Source organism: Pseudomonas sp. B22(2017) (genome assembly GCF_002113105.1).
Taxonomy (GTDB): domain Bacteria; phylum Pseudomonadota; class Gammaproteobacteria; order Pseudomonadales; family Pseudomonadaceae; genus Aquipseudomonas; species Aquipseudomonas asiatica.
The window spans coordinates 326,462-348,251 of the sequence record NZ_NEJN01000005.1; the positions used below are offsets into that span (position 1 = coordinate 326,462).

Annotated in this window: 18 protein-coding genes; 8 read left to right on the plus strand and 10 right to left on the minus strand. The window is 63.2% G+C overall.

The genetic code is table 11. The features are described 5' to 3' along the window. Positions 1-53: 53 nt before the first annotated feature. Entirely contained in the window at positions 54-1,247 is a 1,194-nt protein-coding gene (locus CAG18_RS14010; RefSeq protein ID WP_015271597.1) for a hypothetical protein, read from the minus strand. A gap of 202 nt (positions 1,248-1,449) precedes the next feature. On the opposite strand from CAG18_RS14010, the gene lepA reads away from it, so the two are divergent. From lepA to pdxJ, 6 genes are all read left to right on the plus strand, one after another. Further along, a complete protein-coding gene (gene lepA / locus CAG18_RS14015) occupies positions 1,450-3,249 on the plus strand; it encodes a translation elongation factor 4 (RefSeq protein ID WP_013973995.1) in 1,800 nt (599 codons plus the stop codon). Positions 3,250-3,254: 5 nt separating this feature from the next. Then, positions 3,255-4,109: a signal peptidase I gene (gene lepB, locus CAG18_RS14020; protein ID WP_003258486.1), complete on the plus strand. Its 855-nt coding sequence runs from the start codon at positions 3,255-3,257 to the stop codon at positions 4,107-4,109. Between the two features lie 161 nt (positions 4,110-4,270). Beyond that, a complete protein-coding gene (gene rnc / locus CAG18_RS14025) occupies positions 4,271-4,960 on the plus strand; it encodes a ribonuclease III (RefSeq protein ID WP_003258487.1) in 690 nt (229 codons plus the stop codon). Then, complete coding sequence (gene era / locus CAG18_RS14030) at positions 4,953-5,855, plus strand: GTPase Era (RefSeq protein WP_015271595.1); 903 nt, start codon at positions 4,953-4,955, stop codon at positions 5,853-5,855. The genes rnc and era overlap by 8 nt, the downstream gene beginning before the upstream one ends. A gap of 170 nt (positions 5,856-6,025) precedes the next feature. Next, complete coding sequence (gene recO / locus CAG18_RS14035) at positions 6,026-6,709, plus strand: DNA repair protein RecO (RefSeq protein WP_085721058.1); 684 nt, start codon at positions 6,026-6,028, stop codon at positions 6,707-6,709. Positions 6,710-6,770: 61 nt separating this feature from the next. Then, positions 6,771-7,493 (plus strand): pyridoxine 5'-phosphate synthase, encoded by a 723-nt coding sequence (pdxJ, locus tag CAG18_RS14040; RefSeq protein WP_153670549.1) that lies wholly within the window; start codon positions 6,771-6,773, stop codon positions 7,491-7,493. Between the two features lie 45 nt (positions 7,494-7,538). Here the strand turns inward: pdxJ and CAG18_RS14045 are convergent, their stop codons facing one another. Continuing rightward, positions 7,539-8,921, minus strand: coding sequence for a heavy metal sensor histidine kinase (locus tag CAG18_RS14045; RefSeq protein WP_085721059.1), 1,383 nt, complete (start codon positions 8,919-8,921; stop codon positions 7,539-7,541). Next, positions 8,918-9,592 (minus strand): heavy metal response regulator transcription factor, encoded by a 675-nt coding sequence (locus CAG18_RS14050; RefSeq protein ID WP_003258489.1) that lies wholly within the window; start codon positions 9,590-9,592, stop codon positions 8,918-8,920. Before CAG18_RS14050 ends, CAG18_RS14045 begins: the two co-directional genes overlap by 4 nt. Positions 9,593-9,941: 349 nt before the next feature. Between CAG18_RS14050 and CAG18_RS14055 the strand changes: the two genes are divergently transcribed. Beyond that, positions 9,942-10,145, plus strand: coding sequence for a hypothetical protein (locus CAG18_RS14055; protein WP_025340422.1), 204 nt, complete (start codon positions 9,942-9,944; stop codon positions 10,143-10,145). A gap of 69 nt (positions 10,146-10,214) precedes the next feature. Here CAG18_RS14055 and cmoB read toward each other — a convergent pair whose 3' ends face one another. The 7 genes from cmoB to CAG18_RS14090 form a co-directional block, all read right to left on the minus strand. Then, on the minus strand, positions 10,215-11,171 hold the full coding sequence (gene cmoB / locus CAG18_RS14060; RefSeq protein WP_015271590.1) for a tRNA 5-methoxyuridine(34)/uridine 5-oxyacetic acid(34) synthase CmoB: 957 nt from the start codon (positions 11,169-11,171) through the stop codon (positions 10,215-10,217). Further along, positions 11,168-11,911 (minus strand): carboxy-S-adenosyl-L-methionine synthase CmoA, encoded by a 744-nt coding sequence (cmoA, locus tag CAG18_RS14065; RefSeq protein WP_015271589.1) that lies wholly within the window; start codon positions 11,909-11,911, stop codon positions 11,168-11,170. The genes cmoB and cmoA overlap by 4 nt, the downstream gene beginning before the upstream one ends. A 147-nt stretch (positions 11,912-12,058) precedes the next feature. Then, a complete protein-coding gene (locus tag CAG18_RS14070) occupies positions 12,059-12,451 on the minus strand; it encodes a protease inhibitor I42 family protein (RefSeq protein ID WP_013973987.1) in 393 nt (130 codons plus the stop codon). A gap of 170 nt (positions 12,452-12,621) precedes the next feature. Continuing rightward, complete coding sequence (gene lon / locus CAG18_RS14075; RefSeq protein ID WP_085721060.1) at positions 12,622-15,042, minus strand: endopeptidase La; 2,421 nt, start codon at positions 15,040-15,042, stop codon at positions 12,622-12,624. A 217-nt stretch (positions 15,043-15,259) separates the two neighbouring features. Then, a complete protein-coding gene (locus CAG18_RS14080) occupies positions 15,260-17,671 on the minus strand; it encodes a glucose/quinate/shikimate family membrane-bound PQQ-dependent dehydrogenase (RefSeq protein ID WP_085721061.1) in 2,412 nt (803 codons plus the stop codon). Positions 17,672-17,701: 30 nt separating this feature from the next. Beyond that, complete coding sequence (locus CAG18_RS14085) at positions 17,702-19,036, minus strand: carbohydrate porin (RefSeq protein ID WP_085721062.1); 1,335 nt, start codon at positions 19,034-19,036, stop codon at positions 17,702-17,704. Positions 19,037-19,351: 315 nt separating this feature from the next. Further along, positions 19,352-21,403, minus strand: coding sequence for a TonB-dependent receptor (locus CAG18_RS14090; RefSeq protein ID WP_085721063.1), 2,052 nt, complete (start codon positions 21,401-21,403; stop codon positions 19,352-19,354). Positions 21,404-21,568: 165 nt separating this feature from the next. On the opposite strand from CAG18_RS14090, the gene CAG18_RS14095 reads away from it, so the two are divergent. After that, complete coding sequence (locus tag CAG18_RS14095) at positions 21,569-21,790, plus strand: VF530 family DNA-binding protein (RefSeq protein ID WP_003252112.1); 222 nt, start codon at positions 21,569-21,571, stop codon at positions 21,788-21,790.

The window sequence follows — 21,790 nt, forward strand, 5'->3', positions numbered from 1 at the left end:
CCGGCTTGACAAGCCCGGTGCGTGAGCGCCGGGCTTTGTCATTCAGGGGGGGCTCAGTTGAAAATGGACATCAACGTGCCGAGGTATCCAGCAACTGCGGTTGAGTTGAAACCGATCACAGTGCGCTGCCCGTTATCCAGGCAAGTCATGGCATCGGGTATGCCGACGAGATCATTGATCGGTCGGAAGGATGTATCAATGGAGCCATCCGCAAGAAAGCGACGGTTTTCCAGGCTCCTGCCCAGGCCGAACGCAAACAGCCGATGTTGCTCATCGATGGCCACTGCACACCAATCTGTCAGACCTGAGTCGTCCAGTATCGGTGCACCGCCGTTAAATGTCGGGTCCTTCGCGCCACTGGCATCGAACTGCCAGAGCAATGCTTGTGATGAATTGTCTCCGGTTGTCGCTTTACCGGCGACCAGCAGCTGTCCTTCCGGCCTGGCTAGCAGCGCGTTGAGTTCGGTAGCGAAACCCTCAGCCCGGAAATACACTGTGCCGCCTTCACCGAAGGCTGAATCCAGCTCGCCGTCGTGACGGTAGCGAGCGAGAAAGCTTTCTGCGGGCTGCCCCTGCTGCGAGCGGGTTCCGCTGACCACGAACCCGTCAGGCAACTGAACGATTCCGGCGACAGCAATTTGGCCTGCGTCCGGTAGAATATCGATGAATTCCTGAAGCCCTGCTGCTGGCTGGCCGGTGTGTTCCCGCAGGTACACCCTGGCCATCGTGGAACGCGCGCCTTGAGCCTTTTGGAGGTTCAAGGAAACCATGAGGTATGGCCCGTCGCTTGTAAGGCGACCGCTACCAATCACCATGCCCATATCCGGCGGCACGCTCAGGAGCTGGTGTTCACCTCCTCGGCCATCGCGGTCGTAACAGGTGAGCCTGGGCTTTGCCAGCAGGTTCGAGGTAGGGGCACTCCATCCCAGCACTGTGAAGCGTTGGTCAGCCAGTACCGTTAGCGCTTCAGTCGATGCATGTTCGTCAATCACGTAACGGCCAACGATCACGCCGCCCTGTGCAAAGTCGTTGTCAACTGAACCGTTTGCGGTAAAGCGGGTCAGGGCAAAATGACGCCCCCCGGAGGAGTCAAAGGCAAGCGCGCTGACAAGCAGGCTGCTCCCTTGTAGCGCCATGCCAGTCAGGTTTCGGCCTATTGAAGCGCCATGGAACGAAGGGAGCTCGGCCCTGCCATTCATTCCAAATGCAGGGTCGTAATCCCCCGGTGTCATGTGTTGTTCGGGCATGCTGGTCACCTTGGTCGAGAGGTTTGCAAGGATGGTCGACTCCCGATGCGGTGAGTACTGGCAGAAATGTCAGGTAGCACCTCTGTCAGGCAACCGTGTTCACCAACGGCCGGATGGCGTGGCGGCCTGCTGCGGCTTAAGGTACAATTCCCGGCTATTTTTCGGCGGGCGTCCGGCTCGCAGCCTTTTCGAGTGTTGACCCGTGAGTGATTTGAGTCATATCCGCAATTTCTCCATCATCGCCCACATCGACCATGGCAAGTCGACGCTGGCCGACCGTTTCATCCAGATGTGCGGTGGCCTGTCGGCACGCGAGATGGAAGCCCAGGTGCTCGATTCCATGGACCTGGAGCGTGAGCGCGGTATCACCATCAAGGCCCACAGCGTCACGCTCAACTACAAGGCGCAGGACGGCAAGGTCTACCAGCTGAACTTCATCGATACTCCTGGCCACGTCGACTTCACCTACGAAGTCTCGCGTTCGCTGGCGGCCTGTGAGGGCGCGCTGCTGGTGGTGGATGCCGGCCAGGGCGTCGAGGCCCAGTCTGTGGCCAACTGCTATACCGCCATCGAGCAGGGCCTTGAGGTCATGCCGGTACTGAACAAGATGGACCTGCCCCAGGCCGATCCGGATCGCGTCAAGGACGAGATCGAGAAGATCATCGGCATCGACGCCACCGACGCCGTGGCCTGCAGTGCCAAGAGCGGCATGGGCGTGGACGAGGTGCTCGAGCGCCTGGTGCAGACCATTCCCGCGCCGGAAGGCGATATCGAGGCGCCGCTGCAGGCGCTGATCATCGACTCCTGGTTCGACAACTACCTGGGTGTGGTCTCGCTGGTGCGCGTGCGACACGGTCGCGTCAAGAAAGGCGACAAGATCCTGGTCAAGTCCACCGGCAAGGTGCACCTGGTCGACAGCGTGGGCGTGTTTACCCCGAAGCACACCCAGACCGCCGACCTGAAGGCCGGCGAAGTGGGCTTCATCATCGCCAGCATCAAGGACATTCACGGTGCCCCGGTCGGTGACACCCTGACCCTGTCCGCGACCCCTGAGGTCGAAGTGCTGCCAGGCTTCAAGAAGATTCAGCCGCAGGTCTACGCCGGCCTGTTCCCGGTCAGCTCCGACGACTTCGAGGACTTCCGCGATGCGCTGCAGAAGCTGACCCTGAACGACTCGTCGCTGCAATACATGCCGGAAAGCTCCGACGCCCTGGGCTTCGGCTTCCGTTGCGGCTTCCTCGGCATGCTGCACATGGAGATCATCCAGGAGCGCCTGGAGCGCGAATACGACCTGGACCTGATCACCACCGCGCCAAGCGTGATCTATGAGCTGGAACTGAAAACCGGCGAGACCATCACCGTCGACAACCCGTCGAAGCTGCCAGACGTCTCGGCTGTCGCCGATTTCCGCGAGCCGATCGTCACCGCCACCATCCTGGTGCCGCAGGAGCACCTGGGCAACGTCATCACCCTGTGCATCGAGAAGCGTGGCGTGCAGCGCGACATGCAGTTCCTCGGTAGCCAGGTGCAGGTGCGCTACGACCTGCCGATGAACGAAGTGGTGCTGGACTTCTTCGACCGCCTCAAGTCCACCAGCCGCGGCTATGCTTCGCTGGACTATCATTTCGATCGCTACCAGTCGGCCAATCTGGTCAAGCTGGACGTACTGATCAACGGCGACAAGGTCGATGCCCTGGCATTGATCGTGCACCGCGACAACGCGGCCTACAAGGGCCGTGCGTTGACCGAAAAGATGAAGGAACTGATCCCTCGGCAGATGTTCGACGTGGCGATCCAGGCAGCTATCGGCGGCCAGATCATTGCGCGGACAACCGTCAAGGCGCTCAGAAAGAACGTACTGGCCAAGTGCTACGGTGGCGACGTCAGCCGTAAGAAGAAGCTGCTGGAGAAGCAGAAGGCCGGTAAGAAACGCATGAAACAGGTGGGTAACGTGGAAATTCCACAGGAAGCCTTCCTCGCCGTGCTCAGGTTGGATAGCTAGGTCCTATGTCGCTAAATTTCCCGCTGTTGCTAGTCATCGCCGTCTTCGTCTGCGGCCTGCTGGGCTTGATCGACCTGCTGTTCCTGGCCCCGCGCCGGCGTGCGGCAATCGCCAACTACCAGGGCAGCGTCAGCCAGCCCGAGATGGCGGTGGTCGAGCGCCTGGGCAAAGAGCCGTTGCTGGTCGAGTACGGCAAGTCGTTCTTCCCGGTGCTGTTCATCGTGCTGGTGCTGCGTTCGTTCCTGGTCGAGCCGTTCCAGATCCCTTCGGGGTCGATGAAACCGACCCTGGAAGTGGGCGACTTCATCCTGGTGAACAAGTTCTCGTACGGCATTCGCCTGCCGGTGATCGACAAGAAGGTCATCGAGGTGGGTGACCCGCAACGCGGTGATGTGATGGTGTTCCGCTACCCTAGCGACCCGAACGTCAACTACATCAAGCGTGTGGTCGGCCTGCCGGGCGACCAGGTGCGCTACACCAGCGACAAGCGGTTGTTCGTCAACGGCCAGCCGATTGCCGAGCAACTGGTGGGCACCGAGCCGGGCACTTTGGGCAGCGCCGAGCTGTACAAGGAAAAGCTCGGCGAGGCCGAACACCTGATTCGCAAGGAAATGAGCCGTTATCGCATGCCGCCGGACCAGCAATGGACCGTGCCAGCAGGCCATTACTTCATGATGGGCGACAACCGCGACAACTCCAACGACAGCCGTTACTGGGATGACCCGAACATCCCGAAGGAACTGCACGGCATGGTTCCCGACCGGAACATCGTCGGCAAGGCCTTCGCGGTGTGGATGAGCTGGCCAGAGCCCAAGCTCAGCCACCTGCCCAACCTGTCGCGGGTCGGTCTGATCCATTGATACCCATCGGCGCTGGCCTGCAGGCAGCGCCGAATGCATTTCTGACATAGGCTGTGTTCTCAGGGATCGGGAGATTCGTCGCACATCGCGGCGGGCCACAGCCAAACAGTCTTTCAGGATGTTGATTTGAACAACGCGTTGAACAACGAACGGGTGGCTGCATGAGTGCTCCCCTTGCCCGTCTGGAGCGAAAGCTCGGTTATACCTTCAAGAACCAGGACCAGATGCTCCTGGCACTGACCCATCGCAGCTACGCCGGGCGCAACAATGAGCGCCTGGAGTTTCTCGGTGACGCCATTCTCAACTTCGTCGCCGGCGAAGCGCTGTTCGAGCGCTTCCCGCAGGCCCGCGAAGGCCAGCTGTCGCGCTTGCGCGCGCGCCTGGTCAAGGGTGAGACCCTGGCCCGCCTGGCCCGTGGTTTCGACCTGGGCGATCACCTGCGCCTGGGCTCGGGGGAGCTCAAGAGCGGTGGCTTCCGCCGCGAGTCGATCCTGGCCGACGCCCTGGAGGCGCTGATTGGCGCCATCTACCTGGACGCCGACATGGAAACGGCCCGGGAGCGCGTGCTGGCCTGGCTGGCCGATGAATTCGAAGGCCTGACCCTGGTTGATACCAACAAGGACCCGAAAACCCGCCTGCAGGAGTTCCTGCAGTCGCGCAGCTGTGAGCTGCCGCGTTACGAAGTGGTGGATATCCAGGGCGAACCGCACTGCCGGACCTTCTTCGTCGAATGCGAAGTGGTGCTGCTGAACAACAAGAGCCGTGGCCAGGGCGTTAGCCGGCGTATCGCCGAGCAAGTCGCCGCCGCGTCTGCACTGATCGCCCTGGGCGTGGAGAATGGCAATGACTGATAGCAACCCGACCCGCTGCGGCTACGTGGCCATTGTCGGCCGCCCGAACGTGGGCAAGTCGACCCTGCTCAACCACATCCTCGGCCAGAAGCTGGCGATCACCTCGCGCAAGCCGCAGACCACCCGTCACAACATGCTCGGCATCAAGACCGAGGGTGACGTGCAGGCGATCTACGTCGATACCCCCGGTATGCACAAGGCCAATGACAAGGCCTTGAACCGCTACATGAACCGCAATGCCTCGGCGGCCCTGAAGGACGTCGACGTGGTGATCTTCGTGGTCGACCGCACCAAATGGACCGACGAGGACCAACTGGTGCTGGAGCGCGTGCAGTACGTGACGGGCCCACTGATCATCGCGGTCAACAAGACCGACCGCATGGAAGAGAAGGCCGAACTGATCCCGCACCTGCAATGGCTCCAGGAGCAGTTGCCGAACGCCGAAGTGATGCCTATTTCCGCGCAGCAGGGGCACAACCTGCAGGCGCTGGAAGCACAGATCGCCAAGCACCTGCCCGAGAACGAGCACTTCTTCCCCGAAGATCAGATCACCGATCGCAGCAGCCGCTTCCTGGCCGCCGAACTGGTGCGCGAAAAGATCATGCGCCAACTGGGTGCGGAATTGCCGTACCAGATCACCGTGGAAATTGAAGAATTCAAGCAGCAGGGCCACGTGCTGCACATCCACGCGCTGATCCTGGTCGAGCGCGATGGCCAGAAGAAGATCATCATTGGCGACAAGGGTGAGCGCATCAAACGCATCGGCTCCGAGGCGCGCAAGGACATGGAGGTGCTGTTCGACTCCAAGGTCATGCTCAACCTGTGGGTCAAGGTGAAAGGCGGCTGGTCCGATGACGAGCGCGCCCTCCGCTCGCTGGGCTACGGCGACCTCTAAGCAATACTATTGGGGCCGCGGTGTGGCCCATCGCCGGCAAGCCGGCTCCCACCCAGATCGCATCGACTTCAAGCCATGCGCCGTACCTGTGGGAGCTGGCTTGCCGGCGATGGGCTGCAGAGCAGCCCCAATATGCAGTTTACCGAGCCACAGGGAGCCAGTGATCTTCCATGGAACAACCTGTCGGCCAGCCAGCCTACGTGCTGCACAGCCGCGCCTACAAGGAAACCAGCGCGCTGGTGGACTTCTTCACCCCGCAGGGCCGCATGCGTGCCGTGCTGCGCCGTGCGCGTGGCAAGGGTGGCAGCCTGGTGCGGCCGTTCGTGCCGCTGGAACTGGAGCTGCGCGGGCGTGGCGAGCTGAAGAATGTTGGGCGCATGGACAGCGCTGGCATCGCCGCCTGGCTGCATGGCGATGCCCTGTTCAGCGGGTTGTACCTCAACGAACTGCTCATGCGCCTGCTGCCCGCCGAAGCGCCTTTCCCGGCGCTGTTCGAGCACTACACCCTGACCTTGCAGGCCTTGGGCGCCGGTCGCCCGCTGGAGCCGCTGCTGCGCTCCTTCGAATGGCGGCTGCTGGACGAGCTCGGTTACGCGTTTTCGTTGCACCACGACGTCAATGACCAGGCGATCGCGGTCGATGGCCTGTACCGCTTGCGTGTGGATGCAGGCCTGGAGCGGGTCGAGCTGGTGCAACCCGGGCTGTTCCGCGGCACCGAACTGCTGGCTCTGGCCGAAGCCGACTGGGATGCGCCAGGTGCCTTGCTCGCTGCCAAGCGCCTGATGCGCCAGGCACTGGCGGTTCATCTGGGGGCAAAACCGCTGGTCAGCCGGGAACTGTTTCGCAAGCGCTGATCACGACGTATGCTGTGGGGCTCAATCTTCAGGAGAGCCTTTCGTGACTCACAGCAACCGCATGCTTCTCGGCGTAAACATCGACCACGTGGCGACCCTGCGCCAGGCCCGGGGCACGCGTTACCCCGATCCGGTCAAGGCTGCCCTGGATGCCGAGGAAGCGGGCGCCGATGGCATCACCGTCCATCTGCGTGAAGACCGTCGGCACATCCAGGAGCGTGATGTGGTGCTGCTGAAGGACGTGCTGCAGACGCGCATGAACTTCGAGATGGGCGTCACCGAAGAGATGATGGCCTTTGCCGAGAAGATCCGACCGGCGCACATCTGCCTGGTACCCGAAACCCGTCAGGAACTGACCACCGAAGGCGGCCTTGACGTGGCGGGCCAGGAGGCACGGATCAAGGCTGCGGTTGAGCGGCTGTCGCGTACCGGTGCCGAAGTGTCGCTGTTCATCGATGCCGACGAGCGGCAGATCGAGGCGTCGCGTCGCGTTGGTGCGCCTGCCATCGAACTGCACACCGGGCGTTACGCCGATGCCGAAACCCCGACCGAAGTGGCCGAGGAGCTCAAGCGTATCGTCGATGGCGTGGCGTTTGGCGTGGGGCAGGGGTTGATCGTCAATGCTGGCCACGGGCTGCACTACCACAACGTGGAGGCGGTGGCGGCGATCAAGGGCATCAATGAGCTGAACATCGGTCATGCGCTGGTGGCGCATGCGCTGTTCGTCGGCTTCAAGGCCGCTGTGGCCGAGATGAAGGCGCTGATCGTGGCGGCTTCGCGCTAATCGCTGGTCGCCTGTACCGGCCTCTTCGCGGGTATAGGCGATGTATTACTCGGCAGGAAATACCAGGGTAAACCGGGTCGGCCCCAAGGGCCTGCTGCTGACCTCGACCCGCCCACCATGCAACTGCATGATCGATTTCACGATCGCCAGCCCCAACCCGGTCCCTCCCTCCAGCCGCGAGCGTCCCGAGCCCACCCGGTAAAACCGCTCGAACAAGCGCGACTGGTGCTCTTCAGCAATACCAGGCCCCTGGTTTTCCACCGAAAGCCGAACTTCGCTGCCCACGCGCTCGATGCACAGTTCCACAGGCTTGCCATCCGGACAGTGCCGAATGGCATTGCTCAACAGGTTCGACAGTGCCCGCTGAAACATCAGCCGATCACCCTGCGCCGTCCCCCAGCCTTGCACACGCAACTCAACCCCTTTCAGCTCGGCACTGAACGCAAACAGCTCGACAACCCGCGCCGTCTCGTCGGCCAATGCCATGGGCTTGAGCGCGACCTGGGCCTGGGGTTGGCTGACCTGGGCGAGAAACAGCATGTCATTGATGATGCGGTTGAGCCGGGTCAGTTCTTCGATGCTGTCTTCCAGCACTTCCCGGTAATTCGCGTTGTCCCGTTCGCGGGCCAGCGTCACTTGCGCCTTGCCCATCAGGTTGCTCAACGGTGTGCGCAGTTCATGGGCCAGATCATCGGAAAACTGCGACAGCTGGCTGACGCCCTGATCGAGGCGGTCGAGCATCACGTTGATGCTGCTGGCCAGCTCTGCCAGCTCCAGCGGCAGGCCGGTAGCGGGAAGGCGATGTTGCAGGTCCTGGGCCGACACCCGCCCGGCAATGCGCCGGAAGTGCCGCAGTGGCCTCAGGCCGCGCTGCATCAGCCACCAGGCACCGGCCCCGATCAGCAACAGCAGCAACGGCAGCGCGAGCAAGGTGGAATGCAGATAGGCCTGCAGCAGGGCGTTGTCGTCGGCGCGGTTGAGCGACATCATCACCTTGACCGGGGTGTCGTCGCGCAGGCGCATCAGCCGGGTCGCGGTGAGTATCTGGTTGCCATTGCTGTCGCGCCACGCATGAAAGGCCAGACGGGCATCGGTGCGCAGCTCGCCTACCTGTGATTCCAGCGCCGGCCCGAGGCTGAGCAGGTGCGGGTGGCGGCCTTCGAGAGCCAGCACGCTGAGGCTGAGGTTATCGTGCCCCATCACCAGGTCGAGCAAGGGATGGGCGCGGCTGCCCAGGTCTTCGTTACGCAGGTCGACGCGCAGGTTGTGCTCGACCTGCAGCATCTTGCGCGCCAGGTCCTTGCGTGCGCGGCTGTCCAGTTCGTGATCGAGGGCGAACACGGCCAGGCAGGCCAGCAGCAGCACCAGTGCGGCGCCCATCAGCGTCACGCTCAAGCCCAGGCGCAGTGACAGGCTGGCGTTTTTCAAAAGCGTGCCTCGAGCACGTAGCCGACGCCACGCAGGGTATGGATCAGCTTGTTGTCGAACGGGTCGTCGATCTTTGCCCGCAGGCGCCGGATCGAAACCTCGACCACATTGGTGTCGCAGTCGAAGTTCATGTCCCACACCAGCGAGATGATCTGGGTGCGCGACAGCACCTCGCCGGTCTGGCGCATCAGCAGGTGCAGCAGGGCGAATTCCTTGGCGGTCAGGTCGATACGCTGCCCCGCGCGGTAGGCGCGGTGACGGCCGGGGTCCAGCTCCAGATCGGCGACGCGCAGGGTGCTGGGCTGCAGTTGCTGGTCGTTGCGGCGCAGCAGGCTGCGGATACGGGCCAGCAGTTCCGGGAACTCGAAAGGTTTGAGCAGGTAATCGTCGGCCCCCAGGTCCAGGCCCTTGACCCGGTCGGCCAGGCGGCCGTGGGCGGTAAGCATCATGATGCGCGTGGCCGATTCGGCGCGCAGCCGCTGCAGCACGGTCCAGCCATCGAGTTCGGGCAGGTTGACGTCGAGGATGACCAGGTCGTAGGGCTGCTGGCGGGCCAGGTGCAGGCCATCGGTGCCGGTGTGGGCGCAGTCGACCACGTAGCCGTTCTCGCGCAGGCCCTGCTGCAGGTAGTCGGCGGTACGCAGTTCGTCCTCGATGATCAGTAGACGCATGGGTGGGCTCGGTGTGATGAAAGGGGGCGATTCTCGACCCTGTAGTGGCATCAGGGTCAAGGCGTGGGATGTTACGGCATGAGTAAGGACGCGCGGCGCAGATAACGGATTTGTAATCCTGGTGTTATCTGGCTGTCTGTTCGGGCCCTATCGCCGGCAAGCCAGCTCCCACAGGTACTGCACAGTTTTCAAGACCTGTGGTGATCCTGTGGGAGCTGGCTTGCCGGCGATAGGGCCCGAACAGGCAAAACAGGGCCACATTGCAAGACTGTAATCCCCGCCTCACCTTGCCGTTAGCTAGCCCTCGCTAGGATGGCCCTGTCTGATCGGTTATCACGAGGCAACCACGATGAACCTGACCAAATACCTGCTGTTGGCCACCCTTGCCCTGGGCAGCGCCAGTGTTTACGCCGAGGGCGGTGCGGAACGTTCCAAACAATTCTGGCAAGCGTTCCGCGAAGACCAGCAGCGCCTGCACGGCGACAAGCAACAGGCCGTTGCCGAGCGTGAGCGCAAGGCACAGGAGAAGGCCCGCGAGTTGGCCAAGGACTGAGGTAACAGCACCTGCGCCGTGACAGCTCCTCGGCGCAGGTGTATTCGGGCGCCCATCCGGGCGCCTTTTTTATTTGCGCGCCAGCAGGGTGGCGCGGCGTGGGGCCGGCAGGCCTTCGATGGTCTTGCTGTGGTCGTTCGGGTCGAGGAAGTCGCCCAGTGACTGGTAGCGCATCCACTCGGTGCTGCGCTGTTCCTCGACGCTGGTCACGCTTACGTCGACGCAACGCACGTCGCTGAAACCGGCACGGCGCAACCAGCGCTCCAGGGCTGGCACCGACGGCAGGTACCAGACGTTGCGCATCTGTGCATAGCGGTCCTCAGGTACCAGCACCTGGTTTTCGTCACCCTCGATCACCAGGGTTTCCAGCACCAGTTCCCCGCCTTTGACCAGGCAGTCCTTGAGCGCCAGCAGGTGCTCGATGGGCGAGCGGCGATGGTAGAACACCCCCATGGAAAACACCGTGTCGAAACCTTCAAGGTTGGCCGGCAGGTCTTCCAGGGCGAATGGCAGGTGCCAGGCGGGCAGCTCTGGCAGGTATTGCTGGACGGCCTGGAACTGGCAGAAGAACAGCCAGTTGGGATCGACGCCAATCACCATGTCGGCACCGGCACCGAGCATGCGCCACTGGTAGTAGCCGTTGCCGCAGCCCACGTCGAGCACGCGCTTGCCCTTGAGGTCCAGGTGCGGGCCAACCCGCGACCATTTCCAGTCCGAACGCCATTCGGTATCCACATGCACGCCGAACAGGTCGAAGGGGCCTTTGCGCCAGGGCGACAGTCCCATTAGTGCATGATGCATCTGCGCGCGGGTCGCGTCGTCGCAATCGCAGTCCAGGCGCAGCCCGTTGACCAGGTCGACTTCGCTCGGCTGCAGCGCGGGCAGGGCTTCCAGCGCACCGCGCCAGCGGTCGAGGTCACCGTGGCCCTTCTCCAGCTTGGCTTCCAGTTGCGCTTGCAGGCCTTGCGACCAGGAAGCCAGGGGCGTGCCCGCCAGGCGGCGGACTAGGGGGGACAGATCGATCATGGCAGGGCAATCAACGAGGCGAAGTTAAGGCATTGGAACCAGGGCACCACCTTCGAGAAACCGGCTGCGCGCAGGCGCGCCTGGTGGGCTTCGAGGGTGTCGGGCTTCATCACGTTCTCGATGGCGCTGCGCTTCTGGGCAATTTCCAGTTCGCTGTAGCCATTGGCACGTTTGAAGTCCAGGTGCAGTTCATTGAGCAGGTCCTGCTGTTCCGCATCGGCGAAGCGCAGTTTTTCCGAGAGGATCAGCGCACCACCGGGCAAAAGCGCCTGGCGGATGCGGCCAAGCAGTTCCAGGCGCTGGTCGGGGGCGACGAATTGCAGGGTGAAGTTCATCGCCACCACCGAGGCGGGCTCGAATGGCAGGGCCAGGATGTCGGCTTCCAGCACCTGCACCGGCAGCAGTTCCTGGAACATCGAGTCCTGGGCAGTGAGGTATTGGCGGCAACGCTCGACCATCGCCGCGGAGTTGTCCACGGCAATCACCCGGCAGCCATCACTGCGCACATGGCGGCGCAGCGACTGGGTAACGGCACCCAACGAGGCACCGAGGTCGTACAACGCGGTGTGCGGCTGGGCGAAGCGCGCGGCCAGCACGCCGAGGTTCTCGACGATGGTCGGGTAGCCTGGCACCGAGCGCTTGATCATGTCCGGGAACACGCGCACCACATCCTCGTTGAAGGCGAAGTCGGGCACTTGCTCCAGGGGCTGGGCGAAAAGGCGGTCGGGTTGTTTGCTCACGGGAGGGCTCGATACAGGGTGAAACGGAGACGCATTTTAGCCAAAGGCCGCGATTCTTGCCATGGCGGCGCTCAAGGGGCGGGGCGCCGAGGGGCCTCTGCCCCTAACAAGTGGCCGTTCAGGTTGCCCGGGACGGAGCTGCGGCCTTTAGCGGACGATGATCTTGCAGTCGAAGGTTTGTACGGGCGCAATATCTGCGGCCCACGGCTGCTGGTACACAAGCACCAACTGGCCATCGCCGGTACCGCTGGCCTGGTAGCGCCAGGTGGAGACACCGGCATTGCCGACCAGGTCTTCCTCCTCGGGAGCGCTGTACACCTCCGGGCCAAGGCTGCGCAGTACATTGGCGGCGGGGTTTTCGACGCGCCAGCGATAGCCGGTGGATGGGTTGCTGGGCAGGGTCAGTGTCAGCACCTGGCCAACCTGCAGGCGTGTCGGGCATTCGCTTTCGGCGTCCAGTTCGACGGGTTGCGTAGGCTGTTGAGCGCAGGCGGAAATCAGGGCGAAGCTCAGGGGAACGAGCAGACGAGGGGCGGTCATGTTGGCTCCGGAGGCTGGCGATGGCCTGAGGATAACCGATGATCGAGGAGATTTGTGTTGCCTGTGCCGGCCTCTTCGCGGGCTTGCCCGCTCCAACAGGTATTGCACAGTAATTGAAAACTGTGATTTCCCTGTAGGAGCGGGCAAGCCCGCGAAGGGGCCGGAGCAGCTCAGAACAGGACTTTGGCCACGTCGGCGAAGCGCTTGGCGAAATGCACGGTCAGGCCTTCGCGCAGGTAGTCCGGCAGTTCTTCATAGTCCCCGCGGTTAGGCTCCGGCAAGATCAGCTCGAAGATCTTCTGCCGCCGTGCTGCAATCACCTTCTCGCGCACACCGCCAATCGGCAGGACCTGCCCGGTCAGGGTCAGCTCGCCAGTCATGGCCACCCCTTTCTTCGGCGCCTGGTCACGGGCCAGCGACAGCAGGGCGCTGGCCATGGTGATACCGGCACTTGGGCCGTCCTTGGGCGTGGCGCCTTCGGGCACGTGCAGGTGAATGAACGCTTCGTTGAAGAAACCTGGGTCACCACCAAACTGCTTGAGGTTGGAGCTGACGTAGCTATAGGCGATTTCGGCCGACTCTTTCATCACCTCACCCAGCTTGCCGGTCAGCTTGAAGCCGCGGTTGAGGCTGTGGATGCGGGTGGCTTCGATCGGCAGCGTGGCGCCGCCCATGCTGGTCCAGGCCAGGCCAGTGATCACGCCTTTGCCGGCCAGCACCTGCTCGCTGCGGAACACGGGCATGCCGAGCGCAGCTTCCAGGTCCTTGGTGCCGATCTTCAGCTTGGCTTCGGGGTTGTCCAGCAGCTTGACCACGGCCTTGCGCACCAGCTTGCCCAGTTGTTTCTCCAATTGGCGTACCCCGGCTTCGCGGGCATAGCCTTCGATCACCGCACGCAGGGCGCTGTCGCTGATGCCGAGGCTGGTCTTGGCCACGCCAGCCTTTTCCAGCTGCTTGGGCCACAGGTGGCGCTTGGCGATAGCCAGTTTCTCTTCGGTGATATAGCCGGACAGGCGGATCACTTCCATACGGTCGAGCAATGGCCCGGGGATCGAGTCCAGGGTGTTGGCGGTGCACACGAACAGCACCTTGGACAGGTCCAGGCGCAGGTCGAGGTAGTGGTCGAGGAAGTCGACGTTCTGCTCTGGGTCCAGGGTTTCCAGCAGCGCTGAAGCCGGGTCGCCCTGATAGCTCTGGCCCATCTTGTCGATCTCGTCGAGCATGATCACCGGGTTCATCACTTCGACGTCCTTCAGGGCCTGCACCAGCTTGCCGGGCTGGGCGCCGATGTAGGTGCGGCGATGGCCCTTGATCTCGGCCTCGTCACGCATGCCGCCGACACTGAAGCGGTAGAACGGCCGGCCGAGCGATTCGGCGATGGATTTGCCGATGCTGGTCTTGCCTACCCCAGGCGGGCCCACCAGCAGCACGATCGAGCCGCTGATCTCGCCTTTCCAGGCGCCCACGGCAAGGAACTCGAGAATGCGCTCCTTGATGTCATCGAGGCCGGCGTGGTGCTGGTCGAGGACTTTGCGCGCGTGGTTGAGGTCGAGCTTGTCCTTGCCGTACACACCCCAGGGCAGGGCGGTTGCCCAGTCCAGGTAGTTGCGGGTGACGGCGTATTCGGGCGAGCCGGTTTCGAGGATGGCCAGCTTGCCCATCTCTTCGTCGATGCGCTTGCGCGCCTGGTCCGGCAGGGTCTTGCCCTCGAGGCGCTGCTCGAACTGCTCCAGGTCGGCGCTGCGGTCGTCCTTGGTCAGGCCCAGCTCCTGCTGGATGACCTTGAGCTGTTCCTTGAGGAAGAACTCGCGCTGGTGCTCGCCGATCTGCCGGTTGACTTCGGCCGAGATCTCGTTCTGCAGGCGCGCGACCTCGACCTCTTTGCGCAGCATCGGCAGGACCTTTTCCATGCGTTTGAGCATGGGGACGCAGTCGAGCACTTCCTGCAACTGGTTGCCGGTGGCCGAGGTGAGGGCGGCGGCGAAGTCGGTGAGCGGCGACGGGTCGTTGGGGCTGAAGCGGTTGAGGTAGTTTTTCAGCTCTTCGCTGTACAGCGGGTTGAGTGGCAGCAGTTCCTTGATCGCGTTGATCAGCGCCATGCCATAGGCCTTGACCTCGTCGGTCGGCTCGGCGGGCTGGCGCGGGTATTCGACCTCTACAAGGTACGGCGGGCGGTGGTGCTTGAGCCAGGTACGGATGCGTACCCGGGTCAGGCCCTGGGCGACGAACTGCAGCTTGCCGTTTTCGCGGCTGGCGTGGTGCACCTTTACCAGCGTGCCGTACTGCGGCAGCGCCGAGGTATCGAAGTGGCGGTGGTCTTCTGGCGGGGTATCCATGAAGAACAGGGCCAGGCTGTGGTCTGGCGACTTGGCTACCAGGTCCAGGGTTTCTGCCCAAGGGTCTTCATTGACGATGACCGGCAGCACCTGGGCCGGGAAGAACGGACGGTTGTGGATCGGGATCACGTAGACCTTGTCCGGCAGCTGCTGGCCGGGCAGGGCGAGGGCGTGGCCGGTTTCGGCCTGGGGTGTGGTGTGTTCGACTTCGCTGTGTTCGTCGGGATGTTCCGGGAAATCCTGCTGGTTGCTCATGGGGCACCTGCGTGAATGACTATGGTGCTTAGATGGGGCGCGGGGGGATGGGTTTCAATGGTAGTTGAAGGGTGCAGATAGGAGTGATGCCTGTACCGGCCTCTTCGCGGGTAAACCCGCTCCCACAGGTACGGCGCCGAACTTGGGGGTAGCGCCGTACCTGTGGGAGCGGGTTTACCCGCGAATGCGGCAGCAGGTTCACTGCCGCATCTCTGGATTACTCAGCCAGTTTGTAAGCGATGATGTAGTCGCCCATCCTGGTGCCCAGCGAGCCATGCCCGCCGGCAGTCACCAGCACGTACTGCTTGCCATCCTTGCCGCTGTAGGTCATCGGCGTGGCCTGGCCACCCGCGGGCAGGCGGGCTTTCCACAGTTCCTTGCCGTTGTTCACGTCATAGGCGCGCAGGTACTGGTCCAGGGTGCCGCTGAGGAAACCGACGCCACCAGCGGTGACGATCGAGCCGCCCATGCTCGGCACGCCAACCGGCAGGCCGATCGGCACCGGGGTGCTGTCGCGGGTGGTGCCGTTCTTGTGCTTCCACACCACCTTGTTGGTGAACAGGTCGATGGCGGCGACATAGCCCCAGGCCGGGGCCTGGCACGGTACGCCCAGGGGCGACATGAACGGGTGCATGGTCACTGCGTACGGTGCGCCGGTGTTCGGCTGCACGCCGCTGGTCTCGCTTTCGCGCTTGCTGCCCTCGGCCACCTGCTCACGCGGGATCATCTTCGACACGAAGGCCATGTAGTTGGGCGAGGTGAACAGCAGTTGGCGCACCGGGTCGACCGACACGCTACCCCAGTTGAACACACCGACGTTGCCCGGGTAGACCAGCGAGCCTTGCTCGGACGGTGGAGTATATTGGCCTTCGTAACGCAGTTCGCGGAACTGGATGCGGCACAGCATCTGGTCGAACGGCGTGGCGCCCCACATGGCCTGTTCGGTCAGCTCAGGGCCGAGCAGGTTGAGGTCGGAGCGGGCTTGGGTCGGCGAGGTGTGGTCACCCTTCACCGCACCTTGAGGGGTGGGGATCTCGCGGATCGGCACGATCGGCGTACCGTCGCGGCGGTCGAGCACGTACAGGCTGCCTTGCTTGGTCGGCACGATGATTGCCGGCTTCACGCCATCGTCGGTCTTCAGGTGGACCAGGGTCGGCTGGCTGCCGACGTCCATGTCCCACAGGTCGTGGTGGGTGAACTGGTAGTTCCAGCGAGCCTTGCCGGTGGCCAGGTCGAGTGCGACCACGCCGGCGCTGTACTTCTCGGCGCCCGGGGTGCGGTCGGCGCCCCACTGGTCCGGGGTCTGGTTGCCCAGTGGCAGGTAGATCATGCCGAGGTCTTCATCGACGCTGGCGATCGACCACATGTTGGCCGAGTTGCGGCTGTACATCTTGCCGGGGGCCAGTGGCTGGGTGTCGTCCGGGTTGTTGCTGTCCCAGTTCCACACCAGGTGACCATCGTGTACATCGTAAGCGCGGATCACGCCGGATGGCTCGTTGGTCGACTCGTTGTCGGTGACGTGGCCACCGATGATCACCAGGTCACGGGTGATTGCGGCTGGCGAGGTGGAGTAGTAGCCGCCAGCGGTGAACGGGCCGATGCCGGTGGTGAGGTCGATCACGCCCTGGTTGGCGAAGCCTTCGCAGACCTTGCCGTTGTCGGCATTGATGGCGATCAGGCGGGCGTCCGCAGTCGGCAGGTAGAGGCGGCGAGGGCAGGCCTGGGCCACGGCTTGGCCGGCGTCGGTAATTTTCGGTGCCGGGCTGCCGTCGCGGCTGACGTAACGGTTTTCGTCATAGTACGAAACGCCACGGCAGGTCATGTGGGCAAAGCCTTTGAAGGTGCCGACGGGGCTCTTGACCTGTGGATCAAAGCGCCAGATTTCCGCGCCGGTGTCCGGGTCCAGGGCCAGCAAGCGGCTATGCGCGGTGCAGGCATAGAGCATGCCGTTGACCTTCAGTGGGGTGTTCTGGTTGGTCAGCTCCACAGGGTCGTTTTCGGTCGGCAGGTCACCGGTGCGGATGCGCCAGGCCTCTTCCAGGCGGTAAGCGTTCTGCGGGGTGATCTGGCGCAGTGGCGAATAGCGGTCGCCGTGCTCGGTGCGGCCGTAGGCCTGCCATTCACCGTCGGGCATGGCCGGGGCGGCGCTGGCCATTTCGCTGCTGTCGCGGCCCAGTTCGCCAAACACTTCACCGGGGTGGGTGAACTGGCTGCCCAGGGCACAAGCGCCAGATGCTACCACTGCAACGCCGAGCAGCGCAGTGTTGGCCTTGCTGGCCGGGCCGACCAGCGGACGACGCGCCCAAGGCAGCAGCAGGACCACGCCGATGGCAAACCAGATGGCCAGGCGTGGCACCAGTTGCCACCAGTCCAGGCCCACTTCGAACAGGGCCCATGCGGTGCTGCCCAGCAGTACCAGGCCGTACAGGCCCAGGGCGATGCGGCGTTGGGCCAGCAGCAGGATACCAGACAGGGCAAAGCCGATTCCGGCGATCAGGTAGTACAGCGATCCGCCCAGCTGGCTCAGCTTGATGCCGCCAGCCAGCAGGGCCAAGCCCATCAGCAACAGCAGCGCGCCGATCAGGCGCGGTAGCCAGCGGCTTCCATTGTTGGCACCTTCAGTGCTCATCGTAGGTTCTCCGTCAGGTCAAGAAAGGGGTTAGAAACTGCTCTGGATCTTCAGGCCGCCGATCAGGGCGCCATCGACTTGCGACACCCCGCCCGGGTGGCGGATGTACTGCAGGTTGGGGCGTACCGTGAGCCAGTCGGCCAAGTGGATGCCGTAATACAGCTCGGCGCTGTACTCGGTGTCCTGTACCGGCAGGAAACCGGGGTTGTCATAGTCGTCGATGCCGGCGGCCTGGTTGACCAGACGCGCGTTCTTGCGATAGGCAGGGTTGACGTGCACGCGGGCGAGGGCGAAACCGATGTCGTCCTTGGCGCGGGCGTCGAATGGCCCTTTGTATACCAGTCCTGCCTGAACATAGTTGTCGATGGCATTGGTCTTCTTGTCGTGCACCGTGGCGTTGGCGAACAGGTTCAGGCCACGCGACTGGTCGGACGCCAGCGAAGTCACCTGCTGCTGGGCGCCGAGCCACAAGCCGTGCTTGCTCGAACTGCTGCGGTAGGCGGCGCCGCTGAGGGCTGCCGGCTGGCCATTGCTGTCCTTGAGAACATCCTGTGCCTTGGCATTACTGTAGTAGTAGCCAGCGCGATATTCCCCTTTCAGGCCATTGACCTGTGGGCTCCATACCAGTTCGATCGGCATTACCGCGCCTTGGGTGCCGCTGCCGCTGAGCTTGAAGCCGTTGCCCGACTCCAGGTTGGAGGGGTTCTGCTCGTACACGCCGACCTGGGCGTAGAGCGCATCGCTGAGGTTGTAGCGGACGCGCAGGGCCCACTGGCTGACCGGCCAGTTGTACCAGATGCCACCTACCCAGTTGCCTACCTGCGAGCCGCAGAAGGCCAGGTTCTGGAAGTCGCAGGGGAAGCTGTTGAAGTCTTCGCCTTCGCCGAAACGGCCGAATTTCACATCCAGTGCGCCATCGAAGTACTTCTGCTTGATCCACATCTGCGTCAGCCGCCAGGTTTCGCCACGGCCCCAGACCTCCTGGGCCGAGGTGAAGCCGCCGACACGCGGGTCGTTGATACGGTCGTTGCTGATGTTGTCGCCGTGGCGCTCGGTAATGGTCAGCTGGAATTCGGTGTCTTTCCAGCCGAGGATCTTCTCCAGGTCCAGGTGGCTGCCGAAGGTGAACTGGTCGCTGTAGCGCGCGGTGCGGTCGTGGTCGTAGCCACCATGCAGGTTGCTGCCCATCTCGCCGGTGTAGCCGAGGGTGAAGTCGTAGCCTTTTTCCAGCAGTTCGCTGCGGGTGCCACCCCAGTCGCCGAGCATCCATGGCGAATCGCTGGCGAACATCTCGCTGGCGCTGCTGGGAGCCGCCAGGGCGCTGAGGGCTAGGCCGATGTAACAGGTTTTGGGCAGTTGGAGCATGAGATAGCGCTATCTTCTGATTGTTGAATAAACGGCAAGCGCATCGAAGGGCGGGCCCTTCAATGGAAATGGCGACAAGATGGTTTCGATGAAGCGATTCAGCTTGCGGCGGGGAGGATATAGGGGAAGTTGTAAGAAAAAAAGACAAATTGTCGCAGTGGATTGTTGTTCGACAGGTAATAATTGGCTGCAGAGGCGGCTGCTTTGCAGCCCAATCGCCGGCAAGCCAGCTCCCACAGGATGGCGTTGCACTTGAGGCAGAAGCAATACCGGTGGGGCTTGCCGGCGAAAGGGGCGCGAAGCGCCCCCACGATTTCAGAAGGTGGTACGCAGACCCACTTCCACACTACGCCCCGGCGCCGGGGCGATGTCGCGCAGGATCGAGCTGGCATAGCGCACGGTCTGGTCCGTCAGGTTTTCGCCGCGCACAAACGCCAGCCACTGGCTCTGGCCAACTTCGAAGCGGTAACCAACGCTGGCCCCTAGCGTGGTATAGCCATCAGTGCTGGTTTCGTTGGCCGGTTTGCGATGCTGAGACGCAGCGTGTTGCACGTCGACCCGCGCCTGCCAGCGGTCCAGCTCCCAGACCAGGCCGCTGTTCAGGCGCAGCGGGGCGATGCGGGGCAGCGGCTCGCCACTGTCCAGGTTCTTGGCCCGGGTGTAGTCACCAGACACTTCCAACGCGAAGCTGCCGTAACGGTTCTCGGCCAGCTGCCAGCGATCCTGGGCCTCGATGCCATAGAATCGCGCCCGCACGCCCTGATACTGGTACTCCGGGAAACCGCCGTGGTCATGATCGTGATCATGGTCGTGGTCATCCTCATCATGATCGTGGTCATGCCCCTCGCGGATGTTGCCGGTGCTGATCAGGCCGATGTAGTTGCGGAAGTGGCTGTAGAACACCCCGACACTGCCCTTGTGGGTGCCGTTGTCGAAACGCAGGGCCAGGTCGGCGGAAACGGCTTTTTCCTTGTTCAGGCTGGCATCGCCGACTTCAAAGGCTCCGGTGGCCACGTGGGCACCATTGGCATACAGCTCGTAGAAGGTCGGGGCGCGCTCGGTGTAGCCGAGGTTGGCGGCCAGCGACCAGACCGGGTCGAGCTGGTACACCGCCCCGGAAGACAGGCTGAAGGTGTTGAAACTGCTGGCGCTGTCGGCGTCGGCGAAGTTCTCGTTGCCTTTGGCATCCGGATCGACCCGGGTGTGCTCCATGCGTGCACCCAGGCTCAGGTTGAGGCGCTCGGTGGCTTGCCACTGCTCCAGCATGAACAGCGCCAGGCTGTCGGTGTCGGTGTGCGGGACGAAGGCTTCCTCGCCCAACGCGGAGAATTCGTTGCGGCTGACCTGGGCGCCGATCACGCCTTCTACCGGCCCGAGCGGTTGGTGGCGAGCTTCGATACGTGCTTCATAGCCCTTGTTCCTGAAGGTGGTGTGGACCTCGCCTTCTTCGATTTCACGATGCTCGTAGTCGGTGTAGCCGGCATCGACCTTGATCGAAGTGAACGGGCCGTCCAGGTCACGCAGCTCGGAGGCGAAGGCGTAATGGTCCTGCTTCATGTCCAGGCGCACACCTGGCTCGGCCACCGAGCCATAGTTACTGTCGTAGCGGCTGTACGACAGGCCGGCGTAACCGTGGTCCCAATGGTAGGCGCCACCCAGGGCGCCACCGTCCTGGCGGCCGTCGCTGTTTTCCAGGCGGTGCTTGCTGCCGGGTTCGTCGGCATCGCGCACCTTGGAACTGCGCGCGTAAGCGGGGATGCGCAGGTCGTTGAACTGGCGGCTGTTGGCATCCAGGTGCAGGGCGAAGGCACCGTTGCCGGCCTCCAGCTTGCCAGCGCTGCTGCGGGTGGTATCGGCGCCGCCGTAGCGCAGTTCACCGGCACCGTGGATGCCCTCGATGGGGGCATCCGGGATGCGGTTGTCGAAGGTATTGACCACGCCGCCGATGGCGTTGCCGCCGTAGAGCAGGGCGGCCGGGCCACGGACGATCTCGACACGGTCGACGGTCACCGGGTCCAGCGGCACGGCGTGGTCGTAGGACAGTGATGAAGCGTCGAGGGCGCCGACGCCATTGCGCAGGATGCGAATGCGGTCGCCATCCAGGCCACGAATTACCGGGCGACTGGCGCCAGGGCCGAACCAGGTGGAGGCGACTCCGGGCTGCTTGTTCAGGGTTTCACCGAGGCTGCCGTGCTGCTGTTGCAGCAGGTCGTCGCCTTCGAGCACGGTGCTGGGGGCGGCCAGCTGGCTGTTACCCAAAGGGTTGGCGGTGATGACCTGGGGCTCGAGCTCCACCGCTTGGCTGGGTGGTGCGGCAAGCCAGAGCGCGACGGCGAGGGGAGAGAGGCGAAGCGGTGTGTACAGCATGGGGATGGGGCGTTCCTTGGCAGATGCTTTTGTATTGTTACAATATAACATCTCTATTTCAGCACAGAGGTTTTGCGCCTGGCCAGCGGTTTTTCTGTTGACTCACCTGATCCCACCCACCACTACACTCGTGTAAGGTGCGCATCTTTCCTACGGAGCACTGGCATGAGCACGGCCCAACACAACGCGCTGCACGGCAAAACCCTCGAACAGATCCTCACCGAGCTGGTGGCGCACTACCAATGGCAGGGCCTGGCCGAGCGCATCGATGTGCGCTGCTTCAAAAGCAACCCGACCATCAAGTCGAGCCTGACCTTCCTGCGCAAGACGCCGTGGGCACGGGAAAAGGTCGAGCAGCTGTACGTGAAGCTGCAGCGCCAGGCCTGA

Excerpts from the sequence above, each read along its gene's own strand:
- recO (WP_085721058.1), top strand. The coding sequence starts at position 6,026 with ATGGAACAACCTGTCGGCCAGCCAGCCTACGTGCTGCACAGCCGCGCC.
- CAG18_RS14010 (WP_015271597.1), bottom strand. The coding sequence starts at position 1,247 with ATGCCCGAACAACACATGACACCGGGGGATTACGACCCTGCATTTGGA.
- rnc (WP_003258487.1), top strand. The coding sequence starts at position 4,271 with ATGAGTGCTCCCCTTGCCCGTCTGGAGCGAAAGCTCGGTTATACCTTC.
- CAG18_RS14070 (WP_013973987.1), bottom strand. The coding sequence starts at position 12,451 with ATGACCGCCCCTCGTCTGCTCGTTCCCCTGAGCTTCGCCCTGATTTCC.
- lepB (WP_003258486.1), top strand. The coding sequence starts at position 3,255 with ATGTCGCTAAATTTCCCGCTGTTGCTAGTCATCGCCGTCTTCGTCTGC.
- CAG18_RS14085 (WP_085721062.1), bottom strand. The coding sequence starts at position 19,036 with ATGCTCCAACTGCCCAAAACCTGTTACATCGGCCTAGCCCTCAGCGCC.
- pdxJ (WP_153670549.1), top strand. The coding sequence starts at position 6,771 with ATGCTTCTCGGCGTAAACATCGACCACGTGGCGACCCTGCGCCAGGCC.
- CAG18_RS14080 (WP_085721061.1), bottom strand. The coding sequence starts at position 17,671 with ATGAGCACTGAAGGTGCCAACAATGGAAGCCGCTGGCTACCGCGCCTG.
- cmoB (WP_015271590.1), bottom strand. The coding sequence starts at position 11,171 with ATGATCGATCTGTCCCCCCTAGTCCGCCGCCTGGCGGGCACGCCCCTG.
- CAG18_RS14050 (WP_003258489.1), bottom strand. The coding sequence starts at position 9,592 with ATGCGTCTACTGATCATCGAGGACGAACTGCGTACCGCCGACTACCTG.
- lon (WP_085721060.1), bottom strand. The coding sequence starts at position 15,042 with ATGAGCAACCAGCAGGATTTCCCGGAACATCCCGACGAACACAGCGAA.
- CAG18_RS14055 (WP_025340422.1), top strand. The coding sequence starts at position 9,942 with ATGAACCTGACCAAATACCTGCTGTTGGCCACCCTTGCCCTGGGCAGC.
- era (WP_015271595.1), top strand. The coding sequence starts at position 4,953 with ATGACTGATAGCAACCCGACCCGCTGCGGCTACGTGGCCATTGTCGGC.
- CAG18_RS14090 (WP_085721063.1), bottom strand. The coding sequence starts at position 21,403 with ATGCTGTACACACCGCTTCGCCTCTCTCCCCTCGCCGTCGCGCTCTGG.
- CAG18_RS14095 (WP_003252112.1), top strand. The coding sequence starts at position 21,569 with ATGAGCACGGCCCAACACAACGCGCTGCACGGCAAAACCCTCGAACAG.